This window comes from Streptomyces sp. NPDC093252, from assembly GCF_040683675.1.
GTDB lineage: Bacteria > Actinomycetota > Actinomycetes > Streptomycetales > Streptomycetaceae > Streptomyces.
In genome coordinates, this window is sequence record NZ_JBFBEM010000004.1 from 56646 (window position 1) to 78634 (window position 21989).

Here is a 21989-nt window from a genome sequence, read left to right on the forward strand (position 1 = left end):
TCAGGTCACCAGCCCCGCCAGACGTTGTCGAACGCCGCGCTCTCGATGGCCCGGCGCTGCCGGACCGCCTCCAGCTCCATCACCGCGTCACCGACACCGGCCAGTACGGCGATGACGGTGTCGTCGGTGATGCCCCCGGCGTCGTCGCCGTCCCCGGCACCTCCGCCGCCGTCGGTGTCCTCGGTGCCCTCGGGCTTCCCGGCGTCCCCGGCGTCCCCGGTGTTCTCGTCCGTGTCCTCACCGGTGCCCTCGCCCTCCTCGGGGTCCTCCAGGATCCCGGCGGAGACGGCCAGCGCCGTGAACACCGGGTCGCCCGAGGTGAGGCGCTCATGGGCGCGGACCCGCTCCGGGGAGTCCAGCAGCGTCGTCCGGGGGGAGCGCACCGGAAGCCTCCGTCCGCCCCTTCGGGTGGCCAGTCCCGCCCGCTCCAGATCGGCCGTGTAGGCCGCCGCCAGCTCCCGGCCCCGCCGCCACAGCCAGTCCTCCACCGACTCGTACGGCTGCTCCCGTACGACCAGGCCCGCGGCCTCGTCCAGCAGGGGGTCGCCCGTCGAGGTCGTCGTGCCGGGGACGATGTCGTCGCCGGCCAGGGAGAGCGCGCCCGCCTCGGAGAGGTCGAGGAGTTCGGCACCGGCCAGCGCGAGCGACAGATCGCCCTGGGCCGGGCCGTGGTCGGGTGCCGCGTCCAGGGCGGCGATGGCGAGGTCCCGGGCGGTGTTCATGAGCGGCTCCTGGTCGGTCGGCCGGACGCGCCACCGGCCTGGGCGGCCGGTGATCTCCCCACGATTCTCGCCGCCGGACCGGACCTGTGGGGCGCACCGCGCAGATGAGGGTGTTCCCGCTCGCGGTCAGGGGGAGCCGTCGGCGCGGCCCGGGTCGCTGGGGTGCGGTGCGAGCGGGGTGACGGTGACCGTCATCCAGGGCCGCAGCGGCAGGGTGTCCAGCACCTTGGCGTGCAGCTCCGCCTCGTCGTCGGCGCACCAGATGCCGACGCTGCTGCGGCGTTCGCCCTCGGGGCGCCACAGCCGCCACAGATGACCGGCGGCGGCCAGCTCCTCGGCGTGCTCCGCCTCGGCGGCGCGGCGCGCGGCGACCTCCTCGGGCGGGGTGCCCTCGGGCACGGTCGTGGTGATCCGTACCAGGAACTCACGCATCTCGGCTCTCCCGTTCTCGCGGCTCACGCGTTCCGGCGCGGACCGTCCCCGCCGCCGGAGGCCGAGCCTCGCAGGGGCAGCGGCGCGGCGCACCCGGGAGTGGGCCGGGTGCCGTAGTGCGGGCGGCTGCGCCGGAGGGCGGGGCCCGGCGCGGGGGTCGGGTGCGGTGCGGGTCTGTAGGAAAGCTGCGGCACCGGTTAAGAAATCCTCGATGGACCGGGGGGCTCCGGTACGGCAGATTGCTCCGGGAATCCCCCCTTCCCCCGTGTCCGGGCCGCTTCGGCGTGCCTCGGCCCGGGGACTCGCCCCCCCCGTACCGCCCCCGTAACCCCCCGTACCCCATCCGTACCACCCCGGTACCCCCGAACCCCTGGAGCCGTCCGTGAAGGCGCTGGTCAAGGAGAAGGCCGAGCCCGGTCTGTGGCTCGCGGACGTGCCCGAGCCGGTCATCGGGCCCGGCGATGTCCTCATCAAGGTGCTGCGCACCGGCATCTGCGGCACCGATCTGCACATCCGCTCCTGGGACGGCTGGGCCCGGCAGGCGATCCGCACGCCCCTGGTCGTCGGCCACGAGTTCGTCGGCGAGGCCGTCGCCATCGGCCGGGACGTCACCGAGGTCGCGGTGGGCGACCGGGTCAGCGGCGAGGGCCATCTGGTGTGCGGCAAGTGCCGCAACTGCCAGGCCGGGCGGCGCCATCTGTGCCGGGCCACCGTCGGACTGGGCGTCGGCCGCGACGGTGCCTTCGCCGAGTATGTGGCCCTGCCCGCCGGGAACGTCTGGGTGCACCGCGTCCCGGTCGACCTCGATGTGGCCGCCCTCTTCGACCCGTTCGGCAACGCCGTGCACACCGCGCTGTCGTTCCCGCTGGTCGGCGAGGACGTGCTGATCACCGGCGCCGGACCGATCGGCCTCATGGCCGCCGCCGTGGCCCGGCACGCGGGCGCCCGGCATGTGATGATCACCGATGTGAGCGAGGAACGGCTCGACCTGGCCCGGAAGATCGGGGTCAGCCTGGCGCTCAACGCCGCCCGGGAACCCATCGCCGAGGGACAGCGCGCCCTGGGCCTGCGCGAGGGCTTCGACATCGGCCTGGAGATGTCCGGCCGCCCCGAGGCCCTGCGCGACATGCTCGCCAACATGACCCACGGCGGCCGGATCGCCATGCTGGGGCTGCCCGCCGAGGAGTTCCCCGTCGACTGGGCCCGGATCGTCACCTCGATGATCACCCTCAAAGGCATCTACGGCCGCGAGATGTTCGAGACCTGGTACGCGATGTCGGTCCTGCTCGAAGGCGGCCTCGACCTCGCCCCCGTGATCACCGGCCGCTACGGCTACCGCGACCACGAGGCGGCCTTCGCGGACGCGGCGAGCGGCAGGGGCGGCAAGGTCATCCTGGACTGGACCGCGTAAACCCCTCCTGGACCGCGTAGACCTCTCCTGGGCCGCGCGAGCCCTCCTGGACCGCGCAAGCCCCCCCCATCCCGCCCGCTTCCTCGCACCCTCTCTCGCCTCCTCCCTCCTCCCTCCTCCCTCCTCCCCTCTGGCCCTCTGGAGCCCTCTGATGTTCGACTCCGTGCGTGACGATGTGCGCGCCACCCTCGACGAGATCCGGGCCGCCGGACTGCACAAGCCCGAGCGGGTCCTCGGCACCCCGCAGTCCGCGACCGTCACGGTCACCGCGGGCGGGCGCCCCGGCGAGGTCCTCAACTTCTGCGCCAACAACTACCTCGGGCTCGCCGACCACCCCGAGGTCGTCGCCGCCGCGCACGAGGCCCTGGACCGCTGGGGCTACGGCATGGCCTCCGTCCGCTTCATCTGCGGGACGCAGGAGGTGCACAAGGAGCTGGAGGCCCGGCTGTCGGCCTTCCTCGGCCAGGAGGACACGATCCTGTACTCCTCCTGCTTCGACGCCAACGGCGGTGTCTTCGAGACCCTCCTCGGCCCCGAGGACGCGGTGATCTCCGACGCCCTCAACCACGCCTCCATCATCGACGGCATCCGCCTCTCCAAGGCCCGCCGCCTGCGCTACGCCAACCGGGACATGGCCGAGCTGGAGACCCGCCTCAAGGAGGCCGCCGACGCCCGCAGGCGGCTGATCGTCACCGATGGCGTCTTCTCCATGGACGGCTACCTCGCCCCCCTCGCCGAGATCTGCGACCTCGCCGACCGGTACGGGGCCATGGTCATGGTCGACGACTCCCACGCCGTCGGCTTCGTCGGCCCCGGCGGGCGCGGCACCCCCGAACTCCACGGCGTCATGGACCGCGTCGACATCCTCACCGGCACCCTCGGCAAGGCCCTCGGCGGCGCCTCCGGCGGCTATGTCGCCGCCCGCGCCGAGATCGTCGCCCTGCTGCGCCAGCGCTCCCGCCCCTATCTGTTCTCCAACACCCTCGCGCCGGTCATCGCCGCCGCCTCCCTCAAGGTCCTCGACCTGCTGGAGTCCGCCGATGACCTGCGCGAGCGGCTCGCCGCGAACACCGCGCTGTTCCGGGACCGGATGACCGCGGAGGGCTTCGACATCCTGCCCGGCGACCACGCCATCGCGCCCGTGATGATCGGCGACGCCGCCGAGGCGGCCCGGATGGCCGAACTCCTCCTGGAACGCGGGGTGTACGTGATCGGCTTCTCCTACCCGGTCGTCCCCCAGGGCCGGGCCCGGATCCGAGTCCAGCTCTCCGCCGCGCACAGCACCGAGGACGTACGGCGGGCGGTGGACGCGTTCGTCGCGGCGCGGGCGGAACTGGCGGGCTGACCAGCGCCGATCCCTGTCGGCACCCCGGGGATAATGGGCGCATGATCGAGGCACGGCGGCTCCACATCCTCCGTGCGGTGGCCGACCACCGCACGGTCACCGCGGCTGCCGCCGCGCTCTACCTCACCCCCTCCGCGGTCTCCCAGCAGCTCACCGCCCTGGAGCAGGAGACCGGCCACCGCCTGGTCGAGCGCGGCGCCAAAGGCGTACGGCTCACCCCGGCCGGGGAGATCCTCCTCGGCCACACCCACGCCGTGCTGGCCCAGTTGGAGCGGGCCGAGGCGGAACTCGCCGCCTACGGCTCGGGCGCGGCGGGCGCGGTGACCGTCGCCTCCTTCGCGACCGGGATCGCCCTGGTCGTCGCCCCCGCCGTGGCCCGGCTCGCCGGGACCGCGCCCGGCATCCGGATCCGTGTCCGGGACGCCGAGGGGGACGCCAGCCTCGCGATGGTCCTCGACCGGCAGATCGATGTGGCGGTGGCCGTCGAGTACCGGGGCGCGCCGCCCGCCGACGATCCCCGGCTGACCCACGTCCCGCTGTACGCCGAGCCGTTCGACGCGGTCGTGCCGGTCGGCCACCGGCTCGCGGGCGCCGCCGTGGTGCCGCTGGCCGAACTGGCCAAGGACCCCTGGATCGGCCCCTACCCGGGCAATCCCTGCCATGACGTGGTGGTCCTGGCCTGCGAGAACGCCGGGTTCCAGCCCCGCCTGGAACACTCCTCCGACGACTTCCGCGCGGTGGTCGCCCTCGCCTCGGCCGCCGTCGGTGTCGCCCTCGTCCCGCGCTCCGCGCTGCGCGGTATGGATCTCACCGGGGTGGTGGTCCGCCCGGTCGACCAGGTGGCCCCGACCCGCCGGGTCTTCGCGGCCGTCCGCCGCGGCGCCGAGGAACACCCGCTGATCCGCCCGGTCCTGGCGGCACTGGGGGAAGCGGCACCGGTATGAGGCCCCCAGGGGCCTCGATATCTCGAATATGGGACAAGGGTGAGATAGCCTCTCACTCATGAGAGAGTATGACCTTGTCGACGCCCGGCTCGCCGCGCGTCTCGCCGCGCTCCGGGCCGAGCACGGCTGGTCCCTGGACGATCTGGCGGAGCGCACCGGAGTGAGCCGCTCCACCCTCTCCCGCGCCGAACGCGCCGAGATCAGCCCCACCGCCGCCACCCTCAACCGGCTGTGCCATGTCTACGGCCGGACCATGTCCCGGCTGCTCGGCGAGGTCGAGGGCGAGCCCGCGCCCCTGCTGCGCGCCGCCGAGCAGCCCCGCTGGGAGGACCGCGCCTCCGGCTTCGTCCGGCGGTCCGTGTCGCCGCCGCACCCGGGGCTGCGCGGCGAACTGGTCGAGGGCAGGCTCACCGCGGGCGCCGATCTCGCCTACGACCGGCCGCCCGTGCCCGGCCTGGAACAGCACCTCTGGGTCCTGGAAGGCACCCTGGACGTCACCGCGGGCGACACGGAGCACCGGCTGGAAGAGGGGGACTGCCTGCGGCTGCGTGTCTGGGGGGCCACCCGCTTCCGCTGCCCGGGACCGGAGGCCGTCCGCTATCTGCTGGCGGTGGTGCTGCCGTGACGATCCTGCGCGCCGACGCGGCCCAACTGGACGCCCTCGCGGACGGGCTGGCGGACCTGCTGGTGGACACCGTCGACGGCGGCGCCTCCGTCGGCTTTCTCGCGCCGCTGGACCGCGGCGAGGCCCTCGCCTGGTGGCGGGAGCGGGCCGAGGGGGTGCGGCAGGGGCGGCAGGCGGTCTGGATCGCCCTGCGGGACGGCCGGCCGGCCGGGACCGTCGGCCTCGCCTTCGCCGACCGGCCCAACAGCCGCCACCGGGCCGAACTGGTCAAGCTGATGGTGCACCGGGACGCGCGCGGGCAGGGCCTCGGGCGCCTGCTGCTGACCACCGCCGAGGAGGCCGCCGCCGCCTCCGGCATCACCCTCCTCCACCTCGACACCGAGACCGGCAGCGGCGCCGAGCGGCTGTACGGGGCGGCGGGCTGGACCAGGATCGGCGCGATCCCGGACTACGCGGCCGACCCCGCCGGGGTACTGCGGCCGACCTCGCTCTACTACAAGCGGCCCCTGGCCCACCACGAAGCGGGCTGACCTGTCCCGGCCTCCTCTCTGACCCCTCCCTGCCCCTTCCCACCAGGTGATTGTCAGTGGCAGCCGCTACCGTGCCTGACATGCCGGATGCCGAAGACGTACGCCGAATCGCCCTGTCGCTGCCGGACACCACGGAGAAGATCGCCTGGAGCATGCCCACCTTCCGCGTCGCGGAGAAGATGTTCGCCACCCTGCCCGAGGACGAGACCTCGATCGCCGTGCGCTGCCCCAAGGAGGAGCGCGACGAACTGGTGCTCGCCGAGCCGGAGAAGTTCTGGATCGCCGGGCACGAGGCGCAGTTCGCCTGGGTGCGGGTCCGGCTCGCGGCGCTGGAGGACGAGGCGGAGCTGCGGGACATCCTCGCCGACTCCTGGCGCCAGGCCGCCCCGTCCCGACTGCTCGACGCCCACCCCCGGTTGGGGACGTCCGCAGGGGGATGAAAACTCCCGGGTGCGTTGTCAGTGGCACGTGACATCATCCGCAGGACAGGGGTGGAACACAGCGCAGCAGAACAAGGGAAAACGGACGGGGAGGGTACGGACGCATGCCGGGGATGTCATCGCGGCCGGTGGGGGAGGGTCCCTCGGGGGCGGCGGAGAAGCCGGGTGGGGCAGGGAGCGGGGCACGGGGCGGGGAGCAGCCCGCCCCCCGCGTCTGGTCGCGGGACTTCGGGCTGTTCTTCGTCGCCCGCGCGGTCGCCCGGCTCGGGGACACCATGCTGCCGGTGGCGCTCGCCGCCGGACTGCTCCAGCACGGGTACGGCGCGGGGGCGGTGGGCCTCGCGATGGCGTCGACGGCCGCCTCCTTCGCGGGGCTGGTCGTCTTCGGCGGGGTCATCGCGGACCGGTTCGGCACCCGCGGGCTGATGATCGGCGCCGATCTGGTGCGGCTGGTCGCCCAGGCCGTGACGGCGGTGCTGTTCTTCTCCGGGCGGGTCGTGCTCTGGGAGATCTGCGTCATCGGCGTGGTCAACGGCATGGCGGGCGCGGTCTTCCAGCCCGGCGTGGCCAGCACGGTCCTGCGGCTGTCCCGTGACGCCCAGGGAGCCAACGGCGCGATACGCATCGCCGAGTCCGCCGCCCAGTTGGCCGGACCGGCCGCCGCGGGCATCCTGGTCGGACTGACCGACCCCGGCGGCGTGTTCGTCGCCCACGCCGCCACCTACGCCATCAGCGCCCTGTGCCTGCTGCTGCTCCGGCTGCCGCCCCCGACGTACGGCACGGGCCACGGCAAGGGCGCTCCTGCCAGGGGGACGGCCCGCTCGACCTTCACGGCCGATCTGGTCGAGGGCTGGCGCGAGTTCCGTTCCAGAACCTGGCTCTGGGGGGTCATCCTCGTCTGGTGCCTCTACATGATCGCCGTCTGGGGCCCCACCACCCCCCTGGTCGCCACCGAGGTGGTCGGCGAACACGGCGCCGGAGCGTACGGCCTGGTCAACTCCGCGCTCGGCGCCGGAACGGTCGTCGGCGGGCTGCTCGCCCTGCGCATCAGACCCCGCCGGATGCTCCGCGCGGGCGCGATCAGCCTCCTCGGCTTCGCCGGGTTCCCGGCGACGGTCGGGCTCGGGATGGACGTCCCGGCCATGGCGGCGGGCGCGGCGGTGGCCGGGGCGGGGATGGCGTTCTGGGGTGTCATGTGGGCGACCAGCGTCCAGACCCAGGTCCAGCCCGATGTCCTCAACCGCATCCACGCCTACGACGTGGCGGGCTCCCTCGCGATGATGCCGGTCGGCCAGGCTCTCGCCGGCCCGGCCGCCGCCGCGCTCGGCGCCGGAGGTGTCCTCATGGTCGCCGCCGTGACCAGCGTCTTCGTGGTCGTCGCCCTGCTCGCGATCCCGGCGGTCCGCAACCTCGTCCGGGTGGACGCGGCCCCGGTGGGCGCGGGCGGCACGGCGAGACCGGAGGAGCCCGGGCCGGGCGCGAACCGGGATGTGGGGAGCGGCTGCGAGGCCAAGTGAGCGGGCACACCGGGCGGGCGCCCGGCGTCAGACGGTGACCGGTACCCGCGCCCCCGCCAGGAACCGGCTGATCCGCTCCCGCAGCGCCCCGGCGTCCAGCCCGTGCGCGGCCACATGCTCCTCGACCGTGCCGTAGCGCCGCAGCTCCCGTCGGCCGACCCCCAGTCCCAGCACCCGGTGCGGTACGTCGGACAGGGCGTCGTTCACGAAGCCGGTCGAGGTCCCCGCGAGATACGGCTCGACCAGCACGACCTCCGCCCCCGCCCGCTCGGTCGCGGCCCGCAGCGCCGCCGTGTCGAAGGGCCGCACGGTCGTGGCGTACAGGACCGTGACATCCAGCCCCTCGGTCGCGGCGAGGGTGGCGTCCAGGGTCGGCCCGACCGCCAGAACCACCCCTGAGCGGCCCTCACGAACGGTGTGGAAACGTTCCCCGTCGACGGGGAACGCCCCGGCGTTCGACTGGAGCGACAGCCGGACGTACACCTTGTCGTCGCCCGCGGCGACCGCGTGCCGCAGCAGCGTCTCGGCCTCGTCGGGATGCCCGGGGACGTGCACGGTCCAGTCGTCCAGCGTGTCCAGGACGGCGACATCGCCCGGCGCCATATGGGTGTAGCCGCCCGCCGGCCAGTCGAAGGACGCGGCGGCGCTCACCAGCACCGCGCCGACCCCCTGGTGACCGAGGTCCAGCTTGATCTGCTCGAAGGGCCGCTCCACCAGAAAGCTGGCGAAGGTGTGCAGCACCGGCCGCATCCCGGTGAGCGCGAGCCCGGCCCCGGCGCCGATCAGCAACTGCTCACGGATCCCGACATTGATCAGCCGGTCCGGATGCCGCCGCCGTACCTCCTCGTCGAACGCGGCGACGCCAATCTCGGCGAGCACCACCGCGAGCCGGGGATCCTCGTCCAGCAGCCGGGTCATGGTGGGGGCGAACCGGTCACGCATGGTGTCCATGGGGTACTGCCTTTCAGAAGGTCGAGCAGAGTGGGGGGCGTCAGGGGGCCTTCGGCTCGACGCGGGCGACGACGACATGCGGGCGGCCCGGGTGCGGCGCGGTGAAGGCGTCGTACAGCGCCCGGTGATCGCGGCCGTCGACGGTGAGGGTGGACCAGCCGGCCGCCTCGAAGCGGGCCGCGATACCGCCGGGGCGGGCATGGGTGGCGGAGGAGTTGTCGACCACGACGGTGTGCAGCCGGTCCAGTCCGGCGGGCCCGGCGTAGGCGATGGCCTCGTGGTTGCTGCCCTCGTCCAGTTCGGCGTCCCCGACCAGGACCCACACCGCCGGTCCGCCCCGCCCCTGGGCGCGCAGCCCCAGCGCGGTACCCACGGCGATCGGCAGCCCGTGCCCCAGCGAACCGCTGCCGATCTCCACCCCCGGCACCAGAGTGCGGTCGGGGTGGTGGCCGAGCGGGGAGTCGTAGGAGCCGAAGCCGTCCAGCCAGCCGGCCGGGACGAACCCCTTGGCGGCGAGGACCGCGTAGTAGGCCATCGGGCCGTGGCCCTTGGACAGCAGGAAACGGTCCCGTTCCGGGTCCTCGGGCCGCCGCGGGTCGATCCGCAGCACCCGGTCGTACAGCACCCACAGCACGTCAAGGGTGGAGGTCGCGGCGGGGCCGTGCTTCTCGTCGCCGGTCATCCGGCTCATCAGCGCGGGCAGCCCGTCGTAGTCGTACGGGCGCTGCCGGGGGTCCGTGATCGTCATACGGACGATCGTGCAACCTCAACCGAAGTTCAGGTCAAGGAAACGCGTGCGCGACCACCCGGCGGAGTGCGGTATGGTTTCTGTGCGCGTTCGGCCAGGGAAAAACCCAGGTCAGACGGCATCGGGACGTGGCGCAGCTTGGTAGCGCACTTGACTGGGGGTCAAGGGGTCGCAGGTTCAAATCCTGTCGTCCCGACTGGAGACAGTCGCAGGTCAGGGCCGGTTTCGGAGAAATCCGAAACCGGCCCTGACGCGTTTCCGGGGGCTGAGGGCTGAGGGCCGGGCGTTGCACCCGTGCTCCGCCCCGCCCCGTGCCGGGGCGCCTCAGCGCACCCGGGCCCCCGGCGTCCACCGCTCCCGCAGCGCCTCCCGGTCCACCCTCCGGCCCGCGAAGTAGACCGCCGAGATGGCGCGGGTGGCGGTGATGTCGGTCAGCGGGTCGGCGTCCAGGATCAGCAGGTCGGCCCGCTTGCCCGGGGCGAGTGTGCCCCGGTCGGGCAGGCCGAGGACCTCGGCGGGGAGCTGCGTCGCCGAGCGGATCGCCCGGAGCGCGGGCATCCCCGCCCGGACCATGGACTCCAGCTCCCGGTGCTCCGCGACACCGAAGAACTGGGTGCGGGCGCCCGTGTCCGCCGACAGCAGCACCCGGACACCGCTCTCCACGTACCGGCGCAGCCCGTCCTCCAGGATCGCGTACCCCGCCCTCGCGGCGGCTGCCTCCTCGGCGGTGAGCGCCGCGACACGGGCCCGGGTGTCGGCCCGCGCCGCCTCGGACACCGTCGCGGTCAGCGCGGGCTCGTCCAGCCAGCCGCTGTCGTCGTACGCGGTGCGCTGGATGCCCATCGAGGTGAACGCGAAGACGGTGTCCCGCTGGAGGAGTTCGAGGAGTTCGGGGTCGGGGCCGGGGGAGCGGACCATGTGCGCGATGCCGTCCGCCCCGGCGCGCAGCACCCCCTTGGCGTCCGCCAGCTCGAAGATGTGCGCGATGGCCAGGAAGCCCAGGTCATGGGCCTCCCCGATGATCGCCCCGTACACCTCGGGCGTCAGTTTGGCGCGGGTTCCCCGGCGGTCGTCCACCCAGAACTTGATGGCGTCGGGGCGCTTGCGGGCCAGCGCGCGGACCGTGGCACGGGCCTGCGCGGGGTCGGACACCTCGTGCACGACGTCCGTCGCGAAGTAGGGGCCGCCGTTGATCCGGCCGGGCGTCGGGGCCACCAGACCCGTGCCCGCCGTGAACAGCAGGGGCAGCTCAGGGTCGTCCAGGGCACCGGAGCGCTGCTCGTCGCGCAGGGTGATCTCGGTGTCGTCGCGGTCGGTGCCCAGGGACTGGACGACACCGACCCCGTAGTACGCCAGTCGGCGCAGGTGGTCCAGGACGTTCGCCCGGGAGTAGTGGTCGCGGGTGACCGTGGCGTCGCGGAGATAGCCGAGGTGGGCGTGCGGATTGATGAGGGTGGGCATGACGGTCCGGCCGCCGAGGTCGACGGTGCCGGTTCCCGGGGGGACGGGGACGGCCGCGCGGGGGCCGATGCCGGTGATCAGGCCGTCCGTGTCCACGAGAACGGCCGCGTCCTCGATGACCGTACGGCCGTCGCCGGTGATGACCCGGGCGTGGTGGAAGAGGGTGGGAGGCACGGGTGGGGCTGTCTTTCTCGGGTGGGGAGGGGGAACTCTGGGGTCCCGGGTCCCGGGTGCTGGTTCCCGGTTCCCGGTTCCCGGTTCCTGGGTCCTGGGTCCTGGGTCAGTCCAGGAGGCCGTATCTCCGGGCCTCCTCCCGCGCCCGCTCGATGCCCAGGAACTCATCGAAGTCCGGCATCGTGCCCAGGTCCGGTTCGATCGGGACGGTCGACCCCTCGCGCGCCAGTGTCCGGAACGCGCGCCGCATCGCCCGCGCCGCCGCGAACGGGCCGAGCGCCCGGTACAGCACCACATCCGCGCCCCACGCCCCGACCTCCGCCGCCGAACGCCCGGGGAAGTCCACCGTGTAGACCGGCACCTTCGCCTCCGCCCTCAGCAGCCGCCAGTGCTCCTCGTCCAGCCGCCCGGCGATGAACACCCCGTCCGCGCCCGCCTCCTGATACGCCAGCATCCGCTCGACCGCCGCCGCAGGACCCTCGGCGGAGGCCGCACCGCGCTTGGCCGCGTCGGTCCGGCCGATGATCAGGAAGTCCTCGGACACCCGGGCGTCCACCGCCGCCCTGATCCGGTCGCACGTCCCGCGGACGCTCTCCAGCACCGGGTCCGCCATGAGGTGCTTGCCGAACACATGGTCCTCGATGTGCGTGGCCGCGGCCCCCGCCCGCTCCAGCACCCGCACCGCGTGCGCGACATGCAGCGGATTGCCCCAGCCGCCCTCGCCGTCCACGATGATCGGCACCCCCAGGAGCGGGCCCAGCCTGCGCACCTGGTCGGCCATGTCCTCCAGGCCGATGTACCCGATGTCCGGCAGACCGTACTGAGCGGCTCCGGTGGCGTAACTGCCCACATAGGCCGCCCGGAAGCCGGCCTCGCGGACGAGGAGGGCGGAGATGCCGTCGTGGACGCCGGGTACGACGAGGGGGTGGTGGGACCGGATCTCCTGGTGGAGTGACATGGTCAGGGGGCGCCTTTCGGGGAGGGATGGCGGTCAGTTCGCGGGGGACGGGGTGGGTGCGGGCGCCGGGTACCAGGGGATGACCTCGCCGTCGCGCAGCAGTTCGCCGTAGTGGTCGGGGCGGGTGGGCTGGAGGACCAGGTCCAGCAGGGGTTCGGCCGCCTCCTCCGGGGTCGGGGCGTCGCTGACGTCCCACCACTCCCGCGAGGTCGGGGTGTTCATCATCCCGGGGCACACCGAGGCGAGCAGCACAGCACGCGACAGATCCGACGCACGCCGCTGCCGCGCCAGCGTCCGTACGGCCGCGACCTGCCCGATCTTGGAGGGGATGTTGACGAACGCCGGCCACGGTCCGCTGAACGCGCTGCCGTCGCGCACCGCGTCCCGCCAGTCGGCGACCGCCCGGTCCACCTCGTCCAGCGTCTGCGGGGCGTCGAACCGGTTGTGCAGCACCGGCGCGAGATACGACAGCGAGCCCAGCGCGCTCGCCACCACGATCAGCCGCCCGCCGTCCCGCAGCCGGGGAGCGAACGCGCGCAGCACGAGCGTCGTCCCGAAGTTGTTGACCTCGGCGTACGGGGCGACGATCGCGCGGGAGTCGTCCTGAGGGCCGACCCGCATCACGGCGTTGCTGAAGACGATGTCGACGCCGCCGTGCCGGGCGGTGAGCGTCGCCGCGAGTTCCTCGGCGCGCTCGGGGTCGGCCACGTCGACGTACTCGGCGCGCACCTGGGCGCGGGGGCCGTTCGGTTCCGTGGGCGAGGGGGCGCCGGGGCCGTCGCACTCCGGGCCGGACCGGGCGCCGGGGCCGTCGTTCCCTGGGTCGGACCGGGCGGCGGGGCCGTCGTTCCCCGGGTCGGGCCGGGGGGCGGGGCCGCTCAGTTCGGCGGTGATGTCGCGTAGCCGGTCCTGGTCGCGTCCCGTCGCGTAGACCACGTCCGTGCTGTCCAGTCGCCGCGCCAGCGCTCGCACCAGGGCCAGCCCGAGCCCCTGGGTGGCTCCGGTGACCAGGGCCACGCGGGGCCCGTTCGACGCATTCCGTTCCTTCGACATGGGCAGGTCTCCTCGGGAATTCATAGGTATGTCATCCGACGCGATCCAGCATGCGGCCGGAGAGCGGGCGATGGAATTGCTGGGCGGGGTGGCGCTCATACGGGTGCCGACACCACCCGGAACCGGCATGGAAATCCGCCGAGGGGATTCCTACCGTGGAGGGCATGAGCAACTTCATCGAATCCATCTCCGCGCGTATCGAAGTCGACGACATCAAGCACGCGCTGCCGCTCTATCAGCGGCTCACCGGTGTCGCCGAGGCGCCCGTACTGGACTTTCCGGGGCTGCGGCTGGCCGTCGTCGGGCCGTTCCTGCTGATCGAGGGCGATGACCCGGAGACCCTGAGGACGTTCCACCGCGAGGCGACCCTGCATGTCAACGATCTGACCGGGGCTGTCGAGTCGTTCGTCGCGGAGGGCGGCGAGGTGCTCGACGGGCCGGTCGACGCGGCCGGCGGACGGCGCACGATCGTGCGCGACCGGGACGGGAATGTCTTCGAGTGCTTCCAGCCCGGGAAATAGTGTTGAGAATGACGGGGAGAATGGCTGCGGAGATTGCGGCGGAAACGGACAGCAGGGGTTTACTCAGCAGGCAGGAAGACTATCAGTGACTGCTGTTCGTTCCGGGCGTCGGCGAGTTTCAGGTAATCCAGGTCCAGCCGCCGGCCGTCCCGGAGGTGCCGCAATTCCTTGCGGGCGGATGTGAAACCGCTGACCGTCTGCTCCTCCCACAATTCCCCGAACACATCCGACGCCCGCCGCAGGGAATCCAGCAGCTCGGGGCCGCGTGGATCGTCCGGGTGCCGTCCCAGCGCCATCCGGAACTGGCCGACCAGGGCACGGGCCTCGCCCGGCCAGTCCACGAACAGCCCCGAGCCGCGCGACTCCACGAAGGTGATCCACAGGACGTTCCGCTCGCCCTCGGGCCGCTGGTCGAGCCCACCGAGCCCGCCGAGCCCGCCCAGCAGTTCGGCGTACGCCTCGTTGTACGCCAGCAGATCCCACCAGGGGTTCATGACGTACGCGGGCCGGGGGTGGAGTTCCCGGACCAGACGGCGCAGCAGCGGGTCGACCGTCCGGGAGGGCGGCGCGACCGGCGGCAGGGCGAGACCGGCCAGGGTGAGGAGATGGGCACGCTCGGCGGGCGCCAGCCGCAGTGCCCGGGCCAGACTCTCGATGACCTGACGGCTGACGCCGATGTCCCGGCCCTGCTCGATCCAGGTGTACCAGGTGACGCTGAGCCCGGAGAGCTGGGCCAGCTCCTCCCGGCGCAGACCCGGTGTGCGGCGCCGGGGGCCGGGCCGGAACCCGGCCGTGACCGGGTCGGTGGCCCGGCGCCGGGCGCGCAGGAAGGAACCGAGTTCGTCGCGCCGCGCCGCCCCGGACATCAGCGAGCCCCGTGCCCGGGGCCGGACGGCGTACCCGTCCCCGACATCAGCGAGCCCCGCCCCGGGCCGGACGGCGTACCCGCGTCCGACATCAGCGCGCCCCCCGCCCCGGGCCGGACGGCGTACCCGCCCCCGCCGACAGCAACTCCTCCGACACCTCCCACAACCGCCGCGCGTTCGCCCCGTCGACCGCGTACCGGGCCACGCCGTGCAGCGTCCCCGTGCGGTGGTCCACCACCTCCGCCTCCCGGCAGTTCTCGAAGTACCGGCCGCCCACCCCCTCCACCAGCGGTGAGGCGGCGAGCAGGACCGAGGTCGCGGCGCCCTGCGCCACCGACTTCAAGTCGTCCGGCGCCACGCGACCGCTGCTGCCCCCGAGGTGCCGCTGGAGCCGGGTCCGGACCGCCCCCGGCATCAGCGCGTTGGCCCGCACCCCGTCGGCGGCCCAGCGCCGGTCGGCCTCCACCGCGAACAGCACGTTCGCCGTCTTCGACTGGGCGTAGGCCGCCCAGGGGTCGTAGTCGCGGAAGGCGAAATGCAGATCGTCGAAGATCACCGGGGAGCGCTGGTGGCCGGTCGAACTGACGACGACGATCCGCGCGCCCCCGGCCGTCGCCAGCGCCCCGTGCAGGGCGGTGGCCAGGGCGAAGTGCCCGAGGTGATTGGTCGCGAACTGGAGCTCCCAGCCCTGCGGGGTGTACCGCTCCGGGGTCGCCATCACCCCGGCGTTGTTCACCAGGATGTGCAGCGGGCCGCGCCAGCGGGCGGCGAGCGCGGTCGCGGACGCCGGGTCGGTGAGGTCCAGTTGGGCCACCCGGACCGCCGTGCCGCCACTCGCCCCGGTGATCTCCTTCGCGGTCCGCTCGCCCGCGTCCGGGTCCCGTACCGCGAGGGTGACCTCCGCGCCGCATCCGGCCAGTACCCGGGCGGTCTCCGCGCCGAGCCCGGACGAGGCGCCGGTCACCAGGGCCCGGCGGCCGGTGAGATCGACGCCCGCGGCCACCTCCGCCGCGGTGCTGGAGAAGCTGAAAGGAGGAGTGAATCCGGTCATACCGACCAGCGTAAAATCATCGCCGACCATGACACCAGCGAGACTTCGGCATGCGTGGTATGCGTAGACGTCATGGATTTCCGGGATGTCTCCCTCACCGCGCTGCGGGTCTTCCGGGCGGTCGCCGAGCAGGGCACGTTCACCGCCGCCGCGGTCTCCCTCGGCTACACCCAGTCCGCGGTCTCCCGTCAGATGGCCTCGCTGGAGCGGGCCGCCGGAGCGACCCTGCTGGACCGGCGCCGTGAGGGCGTCCGCCTCACCCCCGCCGGGCACCTGGTCCTGCGCCGCGCCACCACCGTCCTCGACGAGATCGACCGCACCGCCCGGGAGTTGTCCGGCCTGCCCGACCCGGGCGGCACGGTACGGCTGGGCTGGCCGCCCAACGCCGGGGCCGCGCTGGTGCCCCGCGCCCTCACCGTGCTGCGCGCCTCGCACCCGGCGATCACCGTCACCTCCCGCGAGGGCAGCACCCCGGCACTCGTCCGCGCCCTGCGCTCCGGCACCATCGACCTCGCCCTGCTCGGCTCCGCGCCGCCCTACCGCCCGCTGGACGCCGAGTCGCCGTCCCTGGTCACCGAGACGCTCACCGAGCGCAGCCTGTGCCTGGCCCTGCCCGCGAACCATCCCCTGGCCCGCGGTACCCACGTCGACCTCGCCGATCTGCGCGGACAGCGCTGGATCGCCGCGCCCGCCTCCGGAGAGGACAGGCTGATGGGTGTCTGGCCGGGCCTGGACGAGCGGCCGGTGATCGCCCACACCGCCCGCGACTGGCTGGCCAAGCTGTCCCTGGTCGCCGCGGGCTGCGGACTCACCACCGTCCCCGCCTCCCTCGCCGCGGTCGCCCCCGCCGGGGTCGCCGTCCGTCCCGTCCGGGGTGGCGCCCAGGAACAGCGCCGGCTGCTCCTCGCCCGGCTGCCCGCCCCGCCCCCCGAGGCGGTCCTCCGGGTGGCCGACGCCCTCCGCACCGCCGCGCGCGCCTCCGGCGATCCCGACGAGGACGGGCCCGGGTACTGACCACGGCCCCGGGTACTGACCTGGCGGCCGGGTACTGGCTGCGGCCCCGAGTACGGACTGCCGTCCCGGGTACTGGCTGACGGCCGGGTACGGACTGCCGTCCCGGGTACTGGCTGACGGCCGGGTACGGACTGCCGTCCCGGGTACTGGCTGACGGCCGCAGGTCTGAACTGACGGGCCCGGGTACGGATGTGACGGCCCCCCGCAACTCACCTGACTGACCCGGGTACTCACCTGACGGGCCTGGGTACTGACCTCACGGCCCCAGGAACTGACGGACGGTCCCCAGGTACTGGCCTGACGGCCCCAGGAACTGACGGACGGTCCCAGGTACTGGCCTGACGGCCGGATACCGACTGACGGACTTCACCCCGCCCGGGGCCCCTCTCCCGGGGGCCCTCCGGCTCGGCCGGTCCCCCGCCTCACCTCCCCAACGCCCACCGCTGCACCCCTTCCAGCGGCCCGTGCGAGAAGCGTCGCAGCCACAGGGTCGCGAAGGCGATCAGGATCGCGCAGATCACCGCCCACAGCCCCATCACCCACCACGGCCCGCTGTCCGCCCAGGTCTCGGCCAGGCCCAGCCCGATGCCGTAGCAGGCCAGCATCGCCAGGACGTTCTGGAGCACATAGCAGGTCAGCGCCGTACGGCCGACCGCGCTCAGCCCTCGGGTCGCCGCCCCCGGCAGCCAGGCGCGGTCCACCAGCACCCCGATCAGCCCCAGATAGCCGAGGGCCACGACCGGCGCCGCCACATAGCGGCCCAGGAAGAAGAGATCCTCGCCGCCCAGATACACGGCCGCGTTCAGCGGGAGCCCGATGCCCAAACCCCAGTACGCCAACCGTCGGCGCAGGAGCCGCCCGCCCCCGGTCGCGGTGAACGCGCCCGCCCGGTACAGGCGCACCCCCAGCAGGAACAGGAAGAGCAGCAGGCCGAACGAGATGACCGGCTCCATCCGCAGCGCCACCACGTTCTCCAGCCGGAAGGCGATCTGGTCGAGCCAGCTCCCGTGCGCGTAGATCTCCACCACCGCCGGGGACGCGCCCCTCGGGCCGTCGGACGGATCCGCCAGCAGGGCCAGGGTGATTACGGCCATCAGCGCGGTGTGCGCACCCACCGACACCCACATGATTACCCGGCGCCGTCGCTCCGACCGCACCAGCAGCCGGGCGCCGAGCAGCGCGGCGAGGGCGTACCCCATCAGGACGTCGAAGCCGAAGACCAGCACGAAGTGCACGGTGCCCTCGGCGAACAGGAACAGCGCCCGCGGCCGGTAGCCGCGCGGCCACGCCGTGCCCCGGCGTTTCGCGCTGTCGTACTGGATCGCCAGCCCGACCCCGAACAGGACCGTCAGCATCGCCAGGAACTTGCCGTCCGCGAGGAACCGGAACACCGCCTCGAAGGGCTCCTCGAACGGGTCCGCCATGGGCACCCCTTGAAGGAAGGCCCACTCCGAACCCGGTGTGGCGAAGATCCAGACGTTGGTCATCAGCGTGCCGAGGATCGCCACGCCTCTCAGCACGTCCAGGACCGGTAGTCGGCCGGTGGAGGGCATGGTGGGGGCTGGTGCGGCGACGGACGCGCGCATGCTCTCGGTCATGACACCAGCGTCCCGGGCCGCCCGGCCGCGTTCTTCCTGCCCGTGGAGGAAAGGGCACTGCATCGTTCGATGCAGCCGGGGCGGATTGGTCTCCGACCGGTGGACATCCGACGGATGGACTCCCGCTCGGCAGATCCGGCCCGGTGGATCCCATACCGCAACCGGGCCCAGCGGACCCCGCCCGGCGCCTAGACCAGCACTCTTACACCCCCCTAGGGGCGGTACTGCTGCTGCGGAGTCGATATGTGGGGGCCCTGGCCACCACCGGCCGACTGGGCCTGGAGGCGCTCCGCCTGCTCCTCGCTCACCCGCTCCTCGGCACCGCAGAACGTGCACTGCGTCAGGTACTTGGTCGACACCGGGAACAGGGGGACGAAGAAGAGCGAGAACTTCGTGACCCGCTTGCGCAGCGCGTGCGCCGCCGGGTTGCCGCAGCGCCCGCAGACCAGCGTGAGCATCGCGAGCTGGTAGAGGTATCCCTTGGTACCGAAGATGATCATGCCTCGCGCCTTCCCGTCCCGGTGTCCACCCACGCCGCCGCTGCTCGTGCCTGTGCCTGCAACCCTGCCAACCTTGAGCCTGGTTCCACAACCCTGTGCCTGTCTCTACAACTCCCGGGCGGGCCGCTCCGTTCCCGGCCCACTGCCCACTGCCCACCGCCCACCCCACCGCCCACCGTCCTCCCCGCACACGACAACACCGGGGCCGGCCCCGAAAGGCCAGCCCCGGTGCGACGCGAAATCTGCGGAGCGCCCGGCGCGGGTCGCGAAACCCGCGCGGCGACCGACTAGCGCAGGTCGAACCGGTCCAGGTCCATGACCTTCGCCCAGGCCGCGACGAAGTCCGTCACGAACTTCTCCTTGGCGTCGTCGCTCGCGTAGACCTCCGCGAGGGCGCGCAGCTCGGAGTTGGAACCGAAGACCAGGTCGGCACGGGTGCCGGTCCACTTGACCGCGCCGGAGGCGTCCGTCGCCTCGAACGTGGTCTGGTCCTCGGAGGTGGACTTCCAGGTGGTGTCCAGGTCGAGCAGGTTGACGAAGAAGTCGTTCGTCAGCGTGCCCGGACGCTCGGTGAGGACACCGTGCCGGGAGCCGCCCTGGTTGGCGCCCAGCACCCGCAGACCGCCGACGAGGACGGTGGTCTCCGGCGCGCTCAGCGTGAGCAGGTTGGCGCGGTCCAGCAGCAGGTACTCGGCCGGAAGCCGGTTGCCCTTGCCGAGGTAGTTGCGGAAGCCGTCGTACGCGGGCTCCAGCGCGGCGAACGACTCGGCGTCCGTGTGCTCCTCGCCCGCGTCGACGCGGCCCGGGGAGAACGGCACCTCGACCTCGACGCCGCCGTCCTTGGCGGCCTTCTCCACGGCGGCGGTACCGCCGAGGACGATCAGGTCGGCCAGGGAGACCTTCTTGGCTCCGGCGGCGTTGAACTCGCTTCGGACGCCCTCCAGGACGCGCAGCACCTGGGCGAGGTCATCGGGGTTGTTGACCTCCCAGCCGCGCTGGGGCTCCAGGCGGATCCGGGCGCCGTTGGCACCGCCGCGCTTGTCGCTGCCGCGGAAGGTGCCCGCGGAGGCCCAGGCGGCGCCGACGAGCTGGGAGACGGTGAGACCGGAGTCGAGGATCTTCGCCTTGAGCGCCGTGACATCGGCGGCGTCGACGGTCTCGCCCTCGGCGGCGGGCAGCGGGTCCTGCCACAGCAGGGTCTCGGCCGGGACCTCGGCGCCGAGGTACAGCGACTTCGGGCCCATGTCACGGTGGGTCAGCTTGTACCAGGCGCGGGCGAAGGCGTCCGCGAACTCCGCCGGGTTCTCGTAGAACCGGCGCGAGATCGGCTCGTAGATCGGGTCGAACCGGAGCGAGAGGTCCGTGGTGAGCATGGTCGGGCGGTGCTTCTTGTCCGCGTCGAAGGCGTCCGGGACGATCTCCGGGGCGTCCTTCGCCACCCACTGGTGGGCGCCGGCCGGGCTCTTCGACAGCTCGTACTCGTACTCGAACAGGTTCGTGAAGAACCCGTTGCTCCACTGGGTCGGGGTGGTGGTCCAGGTGACCTCCAGGCCCGAGGTGATGGCGTCCTTGCCGACGCCCGTGCCGTAGCTGCTCTGCCAGCCGAGGCCGAGCTGCTCGATCGGGGCGGCCTCGGGGTCCGGGCCGACGGCGTCCGCGGGACCGGCGCCGTGGGTCTTGCCGAAGGTGTGGCCACCCGCGATGAGGGCGACGGTCTCCTCGTCGTTCATCGCCATCCGGCGGAATGTCTCCCGGATGTCCCGGGCGGCGGCGATCGGGTCCGGGTTGCCGTTGGGGCCCTCCGGGTTGACGTAGATCAGGCCCATCTGGACCGCGCCGAGCGGGTTCTCCAGCTCACGGTCGCCCGTGTAGCGCTCGTCGCCGAGCCAGGTGGTCTCGGGGCCCCAGTAGACGTCCTCCTCGGCCTCCCAGACGTCCGCGCGGCCACCGCCGAAGCCGAAGGTCTCGAAGCCCATCGTCTCCAGGGCCACATTGCCGGTCAGAACCATCAGGTCGGCCCAGGACAGGGACTGGCCGTACTTCTTCTTCACCGGCCACAGCAGGCGGCGGGCCTTGTCCAGGCTGGCGTTGTCCGGCCAACTGTTCAGCGGGGCGAAGCGCTGCTGACCGGCGCCCGCGCCACCGCGGCCGTCACTGATCCGGTACGTACCGGCGGAGTGCCAGGCCATCCGGATCATCAGGGGGCCGTAGTTGCCGAAGTCGGCCGGCCACCAGTCCTGGGAGGTCGTCAGCACCTCGGCGATGTCCTGCTTCACGGCCGCCAGGTCCAGGGCCTGGAACGCCGCCGCGTAGTCGAACTCCGCGCCCAGCGGGTTCGCCACCGGCGGGTTCTTGGCAAGGATCTTGAGATTGAGCCGCTCCGGCCACCACTGCCGGTTGCCACCGCCCTGGGTGGGGTGCGCGGCACGCCCGTGCGCGACGGGGCAGCCGCCCTCCGCCGCGGAGACGTTCGCCTCGGGGTTCTCAGCCATGGGAATCCTTCCGAACTTGCTTGATCGGTGCTCAGGAACTGCTGGAGTCAAGGTGCGGCGGTGCCGACACGAGCCCGCGCTCGGGCCGCAGGTCTCCCGGACCCGGGATGATCGGTGCCCCGTACGGCGCAGGGAACGGCGACGCGGGACGGCCTCGTCATCGGGCCGGTTCCGCGCAGCTCCTCGGCGGGGGTCGGGGGCTGGGCTGCGGTCACGGCCCCCAACCTATCCGCTTCAACGTGAAGGGTTCAAGAAAAGAAGTTGTTCGAGCTTTGTACGTCGTCCAGAGATTCTTGGTCGCACCCTCGATGACCTGGGCGAATCACCTTCCCGTACACCAGTGCCATTTGTCGGGATTTGACCTGTTCGTCAAGGAAGCGGGGGATATTCGGGCACGCCAAAGCCCCCACACCTCTACGGGGGAGGGGAGGGGGCGGGAAGGGGCGCCTACCCGGCGGCCGGCGACACCTCGGTCGCCTTGATCGGCGCCACCACGGCGGAGCCGGACCGCAGGCCCAGGGGCAGTTGGTTGCGGATGCTCAGCCTCATGGTGGACTCCCGGGGCTGCGTGGACGATTTCCGGTCACGTTGCGCAAGGCCAGACGAGGTCAGGAAGGTGAGCGAGGTCACCGTAAC

General features: G+C 72.9%; 21 protein-coding genes and 1 tRNA gene. 10 read left to right on the forward strand and 12 right to left on the reverse strand.

What is annotated here, in order from left to right; translation table 11 throughout:
- Positions 1–5: 5 nt before the first annotated feature.
- Both AB0O01_RS09125 and AB0O01_RS09130 read right to left on the reverse strand, forming a co-directional pair.
- Positions 6–722 carry a GPP34 family phosphoprotein gene (locus AB0O01_RS09125; RefSeq protein ID WP_365311849.1) on the reverse strand — a complete coding sequence of 239 codons (717 nt, stop codon included), beginning with the start codon at positions 720–722 and terminating at the stop codon, positions 6–8.
- 126 nt (positions 723–848) lie between these two features.
- Entirely contained in the window at positions 849–1154 is a 306-nt protein-coding gene (locus AB0O01_RS09130) for a muconolactone Delta-isomerase family protein (RefSeq protein ID WP_365311850.1), read from the reverse strand.
- Between the two features lie 382 nt (positions 1155–1536).
- On the opposite strand from AB0O01_RS09130, the gene tdh reads away from it, so the two are divergent.
- The 7 genes from tdh (at position 1537) to AB0O01_RS09165 (ending at position 7966) form a co-directional block, all read left to right on the forward strand.
- Positions 1537–2565 carry an L-threonine 3-dehydrogenase gene (tdh, locus tag AB0O01_RS09135; RefSeq protein WP_365311851.1) on the forward strand — a complete coding sequence of 343 codons (1029 nt, stop codon included), beginning with the start codon at positions 1537–1539 and terminating at the stop codon, positions 2563–2565.
- A 151-nt stretch (positions 2566–2716) separates the two neighbouring features.
- Positions 2717–3910: a glycine C-acetyltransferase gene (locus AB0O01_RS09140; RefSeq protein WP_365311852.1), complete on the forward strand. Its 1194-nt coding sequence runs from the start codon at positions 2717–2719 to the stop codon at positions 3908–3910.
- A 41-nt stretch (positions 3911–3951) separates the two neighbouring features.
- Positions 3952–4854: a LysR family transcriptional regulator gene (locus AB0O01_RS09145; RefSeq protein ID WP_365311853.1), complete on the forward strand. Its 903-nt coding sequence runs from the start codon at positions 3952–3954 to the stop codon at positions 4852–4854.
- Positions 4855–4912: 58 nt separating this feature from the next.
- Positions 4913–5479, forward strand: a complete 567-nt coding sequence (locus AB0O01_RS09150) for an XRE family transcriptional regulator (RefSeq protein WP_365311854.1) — start codon at positions 4913–4915, stop codon at positions 5477–5479.
- Positions 5476–6009, forward strand: coding sequence for a GNAT family N-acetyltransferase (locus AB0O01_RS09155; RefSeq protein WP_365311855.1), 534 nt, complete (start codon positions 5476–5478; stop codon positions 6007–6009). Before AB0O01_RS09150 ends, AB0O01_RS09155 begins: the two co-directional genes overlap by 4 nt.
- A gap of 80 nt (positions 6010–6089) precedes the next feature.
- Positions 6090–6449, forward strand: a complete 360-nt coding sequence (locus AB0O01_RS09160) for an MmcQ/YjbR family DNA-binding protein (RefSeq protein ID WP_365311856.1) — start codon at positions 6090–6092, stop codon at positions 6447–6449.
- A gap of 113 nt (positions 6450–6562) precedes the next feature.
- Positions 6563–7966: an MFS transporter gene (locus tag AB0O01_RS09165; protein WP_365312413.1), complete on the forward strand. Its 1404-nt coding sequence runs from the start codon at positions 6563–6565 to the stop codon at positions 7964–7966.
- Between the two features lie 27 nt (positions 7967–7993).
- Here AB0O01_RS09165 and AB0O01_RS09170 read toward each other — a convergent pair whose 3' ends face one another.
- A complete protein-coding gene (locus AB0O01_RS09170; protein WP_365311857.1) occupies positions 7994–8917 on the reverse strand; it encodes a transketolase in 924 nt (307 codons plus the stop codon).
- A 40-nt stretch (positions 8918–8957) separates the two neighbouring features.
- Positions 8958–9665 (reverse strand): transketolase, encoded by a 708-nt coding sequence (locus AB0O01_RS09175; protein WP_365311858.1) that lies wholly within the window; start codon positions 9663–9665, stop codon positions 8958–8960.
- A 122-nt stretch (positions 9666–9787) separates the two neighbouring features.
- On the opposite strand from AB0O01_RS09175, the gene AB0O01_RS09180 reads away from it, so the two are divergent.
- A tRNA-Pro gene (locus AB0O01_RS09180) sits at positions 9788–9861 on the forward strand.
- 128 nt (positions 9862–9989) lie between these two features.
- On the opposite strand, the gene AB0O01_RS09185 is transcribed toward AB0O01_RS09180, so the two are convergent.
- From AB0O01_RS09185 to AB0O01_RS09195, 3 genes are all read right to left on the reverse strand, one after another.
- The gene (locus AB0O01_RS09185; protein WP_365311859.1) at positions 9990–11300 is read right to left on the reverse strand and encodes an amidohydrolase family protein; all 1311 of its coding nucleotides are present in this window, start codon (positions 11298–11300) and stop codon (positions 9990–9992) included.
- A 106-nt stretch (positions 11301–11406) separates the two neighbouring features.
- Positions 11407–12258: an isocitrate lyase/PEP mutase family protein gene (locus AB0O01_RS09190; protein ID WP_365311860.1), complete on the reverse strand. Its 852-nt coding sequence runs from the start codon at positions 12256–12258 to the stop codon at positions 11407–11409.
- Between the two features lie 33 nt (positions 12259–12291).
- Complete coding sequence (locus AB0O01_RS09195) at positions 12292–13311, reverse strand: SDR family NAD(P)-dependent oxidoreductase (protein WP_365311861.1); 1020 nt, start codon at positions 13309–13311, stop codon at positions 12292–12294.
- A gap of 164 nt (positions 13312–13475) precedes the next feature.
- Here AB0O01_RS09195 and AB0O01_RS09200 point away from each other — a divergent pair, with 164 nt between their 5' ends.
- Entirely contained in the window at positions 13476–13832 is a 357-nt protein-coding gene (locus AB0O01_RS09200) for a VOC family protein (protein ID WP_365311862.1), read from the forward strand.
- A gap of 59 nt (positions 13833–13891) precedes the next feature.
- Here the strand turns inward: AB0O01_RS09200 and AB0O01_RS09205 are convergent, their stop codons facing one another.
- Together AB0O01_RS09205 and AB0O01_RS09210 are read right to left on the reverse strand one after the other, a co-directional pair.
- The gene (locus tag AB0O01_RS09205; protein ID WP_365311863.1) at positions 13892–14698 is read right to left on the reverse strand and encodes a helix-turn-helix transcriptional regulator; all 807 of its coding nucleotides are present in this window, start codon (positions 14696–14698) and stop codon (positions 13892–13894) included.
- 91 nt (positions 14699–14789) lie between these two features.
- Complete coding sequence (locus AB0O01_RS09210) at positions 14790–15749, reverse strand: SDR family NAD(P)-dependent oxidoreductase (protein ID WP_365311864.1); 960 nt, start codon at positions 15747–15749, stop codon at positions 14790–14792.
- Positions 15750–15821: 72 nt separating this feature from the next.
- Here AB0O01_RS09210 and AB0O01_RS09215 point away from each other — a divergent pair, with 72 nt between their 5' ends.
- The gene (locus tag AB0O01_RS09215) at positions 15822–16763 is read left to right on the forward strand and encodes a LysR family transcriptional regulator (protein WP_365311865.1); all 942 of its coding nucleotides are present in this window, start codon (positions 15822–15824) and stop codon (positions 16761–16763) included.
- Positions 16764–17185: 422 nt separating this feature from the next.
- Here the strand turns inward: AB0O01_RS09215 and AB0O01_RS09220 are convergent, their stop codons facing one another.
- The 3 genes from AB0O01_RS09220 to katG all read right to left on the reverse strand — a co-directional run bounded on the left by AB0O01_RS09220 (position 17186) and on the right by katG (position 21353).
- A complete protein-coding gene (locus tag AB0O01_RS09220) occupies positions 17186–18361 on the reverse strand; it encodes a DUF418 domain-containing protein (RefSeq protein ID WP_365311866.1) in 1176 nt (391 codons plus the stop codon).
- Positions 18362–18573: 212 nt separating this feature from the next.
- Positions 18574–18861 carry a zinc-ribbon domain-containing protein gene (locus AB0O01_RS09225; protein ID WP_365311867.1) on the reverse strand — a complete coding sequence of 96 codons (288 nt, stop codon included), beginning with the start codon at positions 18859–18861 and terminating at the stop codon, positions 18574–18576.
- Between the two features lie 287 nt (positions 18862–19148).
- Positions 19149–21353: a catalase/peroxidase HPI gene (katG, locus tag AB0O01_RS09230; RefSeq protein WP_365311868.1), complete on the reverse strand. Its 2205-nt coding sequence runs from the start codon at positions 21351–21353 to the stop codon at positions 19149–19151.
- Positions 21354–21989: the final 636 nt, after the last annotated feature.